The sequence below is a fragment of the Microcella sp. genome (assembly GCF_033763155.1).
Taxonomy (GTDB): domain Bacteria; phylum Actinomycetota; class Actinomycetes; order Actinomycetales; family Microbacteriaceae; genus Microcella.
The window spans coordinates 1-6,177 of the sequence record NZ_JANRKZ010000080.1 but is presented as its reverse complement, the minus strand read 5'-3'; the positions used below and the strand labels follow the sequence as shown (position 1 = coordinate 6,177).

The 6,177-nt window shown below is 64.3% G+C and carries 6 protein-coding genes and 1 tRNA gene; 4 read left to right on the top strand and 3 right to left on the bottom strand.

Translation table 11 applies throughout. The features are described from left to right. The 4 genes from SFU54_RS03705 to SFU54_RS03690 form a co-directional block, all read left to right on the top strand. A partial coding sequence (locus tag SFU54_RS03705; RefSeq protein WP_413466558.1) for a sensor histidine kinase occupies positions 1 to 522 on the top strand: 522 nt, incomplete at its 5' end. Further along, positions 519 to 1,685, top strand: a complete 1,167-nt coding sequence (locus tag SFU54_RS03700) for a hypothetical protein (protein WP_319014961.1) — start codon at positions 519 to 521, stop codon at positions 1,683 to 1,685. The genes SFU54_RS03705 and SFU54_RS03700, both read left to right, overlap by 4 nt. Then, a complete protein-coding gene (locus SFU54_RS03695; protein WP_319014960.1) occupies positions 1,675 to 2,337 on the top strand; it encodes a response regulator transcription factor in 663 nt (220 codons plus the stop codon). The genes SFU54_RS03700 and SFU54_RS03695 overlap by 11 nt, the downstream gene beginning before the upstream one ends. After that, positions 2,337 to 3,023, top strand: a complete 687-nt coding sequence (locus SFU54_RS03690) for a thymidine kinase (RefSeq protein ID WP_319014959.1) — start codon at positions 2,337 to 2,339, stop codon at positions 3,021 to 3,023. Before SFU54_RS03695 ends, SFU54_RS03690 begins: the two co-directional genes overlap by 1 nt. A 97-nt stretch (positions 3,024 to 3,120) precedes the next feature. Here SFU54_RS03690 and SFU54_RS03685 read toward each other — a convergent pair. The 3 genes from SFU54_RS03685 to SFU54_RS03675 all read right to left on the bottom strand — a co-directional run. After that, positions 3,121 to 3,194: transfer RNA gene (locus SFU54_RS03685), tRNA-Pro, on the bottom strand. A gap of 29 nt (positions 3,195 to 3,223) precedes the next feature. After that, positions 3,224 to 4,174, bottom strand: coding sequence for a metallophosphoesterase (locus SFU54_RS03680; protein ID WP_319014958.1), 951 nt, complete (start codon positions 4,172 to 4,174; stop codon positions 3,224 to 3,226). Further along, positions 4,174 to 6,177 (bottom strand): transglycosylase domain-containing protein (locus SFU54_RS03675; protein WP_319014957.1); only part of this gene is annotated, 2,004 nt, incomplete at its 5' end. The genes SFU54_RS03680 and SFU54_RS03675, both read right to left, overlap by 1 nt.

Here is a 6,177-nt window from a genome sequence, read left to right as displayed (position 1 = left end):
TCGATTCGACATGACCTCGAGTCGATCGTCGGGCACGAGTGGTTCGATGTCGGCGAGTCCGCCGGCGACAACGACGAGCCTCGAGAAAGTCGCGACAGAGAAGGAGTCGAGGCCGACCGCGCTGCTCGCTTGCGCGCGATGATCGACGACGCGGCAGCGGGCGAGGTCGCCGTGCACGTCGAGGGAGACATGACGGCTGTTACGGCGCTCGATGCCGAGTCGTTCGATGAGCTGAGTCGTGCGATCGCCCAGTGCGTTTCTAACGTGCGCCGCCACGCCGGTACGGACTCAGCCGATGTTGTTCTCGGGGGAAACACGAGCGAAGCATCCGCCATGGTCATTGATGGCGGCCGGGGGTTCGCGCTCGACTCTCGCACCGACGGCCGCTTGGGCGTGGGCACGAGCATTGTTGGTCGTCTCGAGAGCATCGGCGGGTCGGCGACCGTGTGGTCACAGCCCGGAAAAGGAACCTCGGTCTTGCTGAGGGTTCCGGTGACGCGCGAATCGGGAGGCTGGGCATGAACCTCGACCCGCCGATTCTGTCGTCGCACGCAACTCTCGAGCGACTCGACCCCCTCTCCGCCGCCGCAGCGAGGCGCGTCACGAGGGGGGCCGCCCTGCTCGCTCTGTCGGTGCCGGTGGTGGTGACCGCGGTGCGGCCTCAGGAGGTCGCGCAGCCCGTGTGGCTTGTGGTGTCGTTCGTTGCCCTCATCGTGGCCGTCGGAATTTTGCTTCGTCGTTCGCACCCCAATCGTCCGGTCTGGTCATCACCGTCGGCACAGGTGTTTCAGGTGCTCGTGACGATCATGCTCATCGCGAGTGCTGTGTCGACCCTGGGCGCCAACCTCATGATTCGCGATGACTGGGGCCCGATTGTCGCGGGAATTCTCCTTGTCGCCATAACCCCCTATCGCCCGGCACGGGAGATTGCGCTGTGGACGGTCGTTCACTCGCTCACGTGTGCCGTCGTGGGGATGGTCCACGCGCCGTACGCGTCAGGGGACTTTCCTCCCCTGACCTACGCCGTTGTCGGGTCAGCGGCCGTCGCGGTGCTCGGCTTCACGGCTGCGGCGTATGCGCGATCGCTCAACCAGTCCACGCAGTTGTGGCAGATACGTGCGTGGCAGGCCGCCTCCGCGGCTGCGAGAGACAACCGCGAAGCGCTGGCGCGATCGGTGCAGCAAGATCGTGTGTCGCTGCTCAACCGTGAGGTTGTTCCGTATCTGCAGCGCATGGCTGCGGCCGGCACGGTGACGGAGGACGATCGCGACGAAGCCCGCCGGCTATCCGCGGGAATCCGCACACTCCTGGTGTCCGACGTCGAGAAATCGTGGGCGCAACTCATGCTTGACGAGCTCGTGGCGAGGCATCCCCACCTCAACATCCGCGCGCGTGCTGATGACCCAGACAACCTCGGCGGGCACGCAGTGCTTGAGCGTCGCACGGTACTTCGCGCCCTCGCGGCGATCAGCCTCGAGCGGCTCGCGGCGACGGAGATTGACGTGCACCTCTCGGCCCCCGAGGGGAGATTGCGCGTTGTCTGGAGCGTCGCGACGCCGCGTCCGATGACGGATGCCCGCCGCGCCCTGCGTTCGATGACCGAGCTCATTCGGGGCGTCACCCAGCGCTCGCAGGTTCATGAGAGCGCCGGGCGGCTCGTCATAGAGTTTGACTATGGATACTGACGCGCGCGCCTCATCGCGGGTGCGCATGGCGATCCTCGATGACCACGAGCTCTTGCTCGACAGCCTCTCCACGTGGATCTCGGCACACGCGCCCGACTTTGACCTCGTGTTGATGGCGCCTACGTGGTTTGAACTCGTGCAAAGCGATCAGTTTCCGACCGACCTAGTGCTGCTCGACTTTCAGCTGCACGAGCCGGTGTCGATCGAGGCACGCGTGCGCACGTGTCGTGCCGCGGGCGCCAAGGTGATCGTGCTCACGAGCCTTGACACCGCCGAAGCGCGAGAGCGAGCGTTCGACGCGGGCGCGTCAGCCTTCGTGTCAAAAGTTGCGCCGATGCGTGACCTCATGGCCACGGCGCGCAGCGTCATGGGCATGCAGTCGAGAGGAGAACCGAGTCTCGACTGGCGTCCGTTGCCGAAAGGCGCGAACCGTCATGCGCGCCCTAAGCTCTCCACGAGCGAGCGTGAAGCTCTTACCCTCTACGCGAGCGGCTACAGCATGGCCGACGTCGCAACTCAGATGAACGTGCAATACGAGACCGCGAAGACCTATTTGCGGCGAGTGCGCGAGAAGTACTCCCGGGCAGGGCGCCCGGCGAGCACCAAGGCCGACCTGATTCGTCGGGCGGCAGAAGACGGACACTTGCAGTAATGGCCAAGCTTTACTTTCGATACGGTGCGATGAACAGCGGCAAGAGCACCTCGTTGCTGCAGGCTGCGTACAACTATGAAGAACGTGACCAAGCGGTCGTGCTTGCCAAACCTCGCATCGACACCAAAGGTGACCAAACCATCGTGTCGCGACTCGGAGTGTCGCGAGCCGTCGACTTCACGATCGACGCGGCCGATGACGTCTATACCCGGTTTCAGGCGCATCGTGCGGCGGTCATCCGCGAGACCGGGCGTGACGTGTCGTGCTTGCTCGTTGACGAAGCCCAGTTCTTGACCATGCAACAAGTTGACGACCTGCTGCGCATCGCCGTGCGTGAAGACGTGCCGGTGCTTGCCTACGGCATCCGCACCGACTTTCAGACCGTCGCTTTTCCGGGTAGTCGTCGCTTGCTGGAGATCGCCCATTCGCTCGAAGAACTCAAGACCATTTGCCGTTGCGGCCGCAAGGCGGTGTTCAACGGCCGCTCGATTGATGGCGTTTTCGTCTTCGACGGCGACCAAGTGGCGATCGATGGGGTGGATGTGACCTACGAGTCGCTGTGTGCGGCCTGCTATCTCGACGAGTCGGGCAACAATCTCGCCTCAGGATGGCGCGCTCCCGTGCCCATCGACGCCGTCGACCCGCTCGTTGCCGGCCCGCTCGGCCCGCACGCCGACTTCAGCTGACCCGCTCTTCTTCGGCGCGCCGTCGGTGGAGCGCTCGCGCTGCACCGACCGTAGGCAAAAAAATGGAGGACAGCCAAAGGCTGTCCTCCATTTTTTGTCGGGGTAACAGGATTTGAACCTGCGGCCTCGTCGTCCCGAACGACGCGCGCTACCAAGCTGCGCCATACCCCGGTGCTGCCCGAGCGAACGAGGGCAACCCGTCAAGAATAGCCGATGTCGTCACCGACGAGTGTCACGAGCACGGCCTCGGGCGGGCACGCGAAGCGCACAGGCGCATAGATCGACGTGCCGATGCCCGCTGAGACGTTGAGGTACGACGCGTGGTGAGCGTGGTGCCACACCGAAAGGCCTCGCGCGCGGTCGCGCGGAAGGTCGCAATTGGTGATGATGGCGGTGCCACCGGGAAGGCAGACCTGACCGCCGTGCGTGTGCCCGGCGAAGATGACGTCGGCGCGTTGCGTGGTGAATGCGTTGAGCACGCGCTGGTAGGGCGCGTGGGTGACACCGATCATGACGGCGGGGTCGTCGGTGTCGTCGTCGTCGAGCTCGCGCAGGGCATCCACCAAGCCTGGAAGCTGGTCGAGGCGGTCCCACCCGCGATGCGCATCGTTCGTGCCCATGAACTCGAGAATCGAGCCCTTGATCGTCAGTTGAGCCACGGCGTTGTTGAGCGTGTGCCACCCGAGCCGGTCCCCCAAGAGAGCCTCGAGCGCGTCAGTGTCGAGCTTCACCGCCGTCTCGGTATCGCCCTTTGACGGCCCCGCGAGGTAGCGAAGCGGATTCTTCGGGGTCGGGGCGAAGTAATCGTTCGACCCGTGCACGAACACTCCCGGCACTCCATCGAACGCCGTGAGAGCGTCGGCAAGGGCCGGCAGGGCATCCACGTGTCCGAGATTGTCACCCGTGTTGATCACGAGGTCGGGCGCAAGTGCCGCGAGTGACCGGACCCACGCGATCTTTTCGCGCTGCCAGGGCGCGAGGTGCAAATCGCTGAGGTGCAAGATTCGAACGGGTTCGGCTCCCGGCGCGAGCACCGGCACGACCTCGCGGCGCACTCGATACGCACGGCGCTCGAATGCTGCGGCGTACACGGCGACGGCCGCCGCGACCCCGAGGGTCGCGACGGCCGCCGTGCGCAAGGCAGAGCTCATCAGCAGCTGAGCTTCGCCTCGGTGAGAACCATCGGTTGGCCGAACAAGAACTTTGTTCCTGGTGCCTTGCTTTGCTCGATGACGAAACCATCGAGCAGAGGATCGTCTGCTGGTTGCAACACATAACAGACACTGCTCACGTCGGCGAAGCCGGCGTTAGAGAACGCTATGAGCGCATCGGCGAGGCTTGTCGGTACCGAGGTGACGTCGGGCACAACCCCCATGTTGCCGAGGCTGATCGTGACCGACACGGTCGTTCCTCGAGCGAGAAGCGTGTCCACCGGGAACGACATCGAGGCAACTCGGTCGATCGGAATGTCGGAGTCGACGCTGCCAGCAATCTCGAACTTGAAGCCGAGCCCTTCGAGCAAGGCCTTCGCCTGCTCTGCCGTCTGGCCCGTCACGTCGGGCAACTTGACTCCCGAGCCCGTGAGCAATCGAGCGGGCGGGGTTCCGAATGCGCCGCCACCGTATTGGGCGTTGATGGCGCCTTGCACCACACGGAAGATCTGGTGACGCAACTGGCCACCACTCGGGTAGCTACGAATCGGAACCTTGCCGACGACGTTGCCGACCCAGACAGCGGTGGCAACGCGCGTGCTCGAGCCGACAACCCAGGTTTGGTTCGAGCTGTCGGTGGTTCCCGTCTTGCCCAGCAGCGGAATTCCGTCTCCGACACGCGAGGCCGTGGCGGTACCGCTCGAGATAACAGCCTGCATCGGTGCCGCGGCGGCGGCGGCTACCTCGGCAGACAGAGCGCGCTGGCACTCGACGTCTTGGCCGTCGAGGTCATTGCCGTCGCGGTCAACAAAGCGGTCGACGATGATCGGCTTGCAGTAGATGCCACCGCTCGCGATGGTGGCGAACGCGTTCGCCATGGTGAGCGGTGCGATCTCGTTCGTTCCAAGAATTGCCGAGGGGTTGGTCTGCAGGGTTCCGCCATCTGCCCGGTGAACACCGAGCGACTCCGCTGCGCCCCGAATGGCGCACTGGTCGAGCTGCTCGCCGACCGACGCGAACGCAGTGTTGACCGACTGCACGGTCGCGTTGAAAACGCTCATGGCGGGTGCTGCGGGAGCATCGTTCTTGGGGTTCCAGGTGCCACCGTACGGGCCTCCGCCGTCTTCGCACGTGTCGACGAACGCGGCGAGGTTGCGCTCTCGGACGGTCGCATCGACAACCTCGTTGAGACCGCGGCCTTCGTTGAGCCACTGCACGAGAGCGAACACCTTGTAGGTTGACCCGACCTGGAAGCCGCTCGAGCCGCCGTAATCACGGTCAGTCGCGTAGTTGACCGCTGTCGTGCCCGGCTGCCCGCCACCGAATTCAGCACTTCGGTCGTCGAACACCTTGTTTTGCGCCATCGTGATGACGCGCCCGGTGCCTGTTTCGATCGACGTCGCCACGCTACCGATGTCGAGTCGCGGGTCGTTCGAGGGAACCACCTGTGAGAGACGATCTTGCGTGACCTGCTGCAACGACAGGTTGAGCGTCGTGTAGACGTCATACCCGCCGAGCTTCCACGCGGCCTCACGCTCAATTTCATCTGCGCCCAGTGACTCGAAGTCGCCCACACTCTTCAACACGTAGTCGCAGAAGAACTTCGCGTACTGGTTGGCGGCGTAGCAGCCACTCGTGGGCGGAGTGAGGTTGACGAACTCGTCGTCCACGGGAATGTTGATCGCTTCTGCGTGCTCGGCGGCCGTGATGAAGCCTTCGGCCAGCATCGAGTCGAGAATGACATCACGACGGCCCTGGTTGGCCTCATAGTTGTCGGGGCTCCCGAGCGAGCGCGCGCCCGGCTGCTGCACGATCGCGATGAGGCTTGCCGCCTGGGCAATCGTGACGTCTGAGGCAGGAACGCCGAAGTACTGCTGAGCCGCGGCCTGAATGCCGTAGGTGTTTCCGCCGAAACCAGCGATGTTCAGGTAGGCGAGAAGAATCTCGTCTTTCGTGTAGGTCTTCTCCAGGCCGATCGCGAGCTTGGCCTCTTTGAGCTTGCG

Excerpts from the sequence above, each read along its gene's own strand:
- SFU54_RS03700 (WP_319014961.1), top strand. The coding sequence starts at position 519 with ATGAACCTCGACCCGCCGATTCTGTCGTCGCACGCAACTCTCGAGCGA.
- SFU54_RS03695 (WP_319014960.1), top strand. The coding sequence starts at position 1,675 with ATGGATACTGACGCGCGCGCCTCATCGCGGGTGCGCATGGCGATCCTC.
- SFU54_RS03690 (WP_319014959.1), top strand. The coding sequence starts at position 2,337 with ATGGCCAAGCTTTACTTTCGATACGGTGCGATGAACAGCGGCAAGAGC.
- SFU54_RS03680 (WP_319014958.1), bottom strand. The coding sequence starts at position 4,174 with ATGAGCTCTGCCTTGCGCACGGCGGCCGTCGCGACCCTCGGGGTCGCG.